The 1,112-nt window shown below is 50.8% G+C and carries 1 pseudogene; it reads right to left on the reverse strand.

Annotated features, from left to right (window positions below):
- Positions 1-538: 538 nt before the first annotated feature.
- Positions 539-1,112, reverse strand: a pseudogene (locus Xinn_RS22320) (STY4528 family pathogenicity island replication protein); the annotation flags it as partial.

The following is a 1,112-nucleotide window of genomic DNA, read 5'->3' on the forward strand; positions in this document are numbered from 1 at the left end:
TGAAAGACTTCTCGACTGATATCACTGGCATAAACTTTTCTCATTCCAGTAGGTTACATGAAAAACTGTTCAGGGTGAAAAAGATTCTGAATAGCCTCTCAGAGAAGATTATTTTTATCTCTTTGTTACCTGACTCATCAGGGACAATTTTCAGCTGCTTGTGTTTCGGTCATGCCCGTATAATTTTCGACCACGCCTATCTCCGACAATAGGACAGGTTTTCAGACTGACCGGATTCGGACAGGACAGTGCAATTTTTAACCTTGTGTGCCCCGGGCACACCCGTATGATTTTTAATCACTTCTATCTCCGGCACGATGACAGGTTTTCAGACTGACCGGATTCGGACAGGACAGTGCAATTTTTAACCTTGTGTGCCCCGGGCACACCCGTATGATTTTTAATCACTTCTATCTCCGGCACGATGACAGACTTTCAGACTGACCGGATTCGAACAGGGTAGTACAGTTTTTAGCCTTGTGTGCCCCGGGCACACCCGTATAATTTTCAATCAGTTCAATTCTGAGCAACACGGTTTTTAGCTGATACCATCACGGTGATATTTCGCCAGATTCAGCTGCTGACGGATCTCGCTCACCATGTTGCGGACATGCGCCGGCGAAGCGGGTTGCACCGGATATGAAACAGGCTGTTCAGGCTCAGTCGGTCGTCTTGCGGGGGCTGCCACCGTGGCAGGAACACCGGTCTGCCCCGGCTGTACAAATAATTTCCCTTCCCGTGCCCGTTTCATCACGGTCAGCAGCCAGCCCACCGGATTGCCGATGCTGCCTGTCCGCAGGGCGTTATCCAGACTGCGCAGTACCGTTTGCGCCTGTTCAGCGGGCAGCGCCTGCAACTGACTGGTCAGCATGGTCACATCGTCCGACTCCAGTTGCCGGCACAGCCCTTCAGGAAGCAAAAGGGCAGATTGCGGCTCTACGTATGTTTTTTTATTCACACTCTGTGTGAAAGAACGTACATAACAGTTCGGTTTAGTGGTTTGACTATAACCTGTTGATTTAAGACTGAGTTCGGTTTCCGAATCCGGTGTCTCTGAGGGGGCCTGCTGACTGAGTCCGGCAACCGGACCCGGTACTGACTGACGGCGTCCG

The sequence above is a fragment of the Xenorhabdus innexi genome, assembly GCF_002632485.1.
Classification (GTDB): domain Bacteria; phylum Pseudomonadota; class Gammaproteobacteria; order Enterobacterales; family Enterobacteriaceae; genus Xenorhabdus; species Xenorhabdus innexi.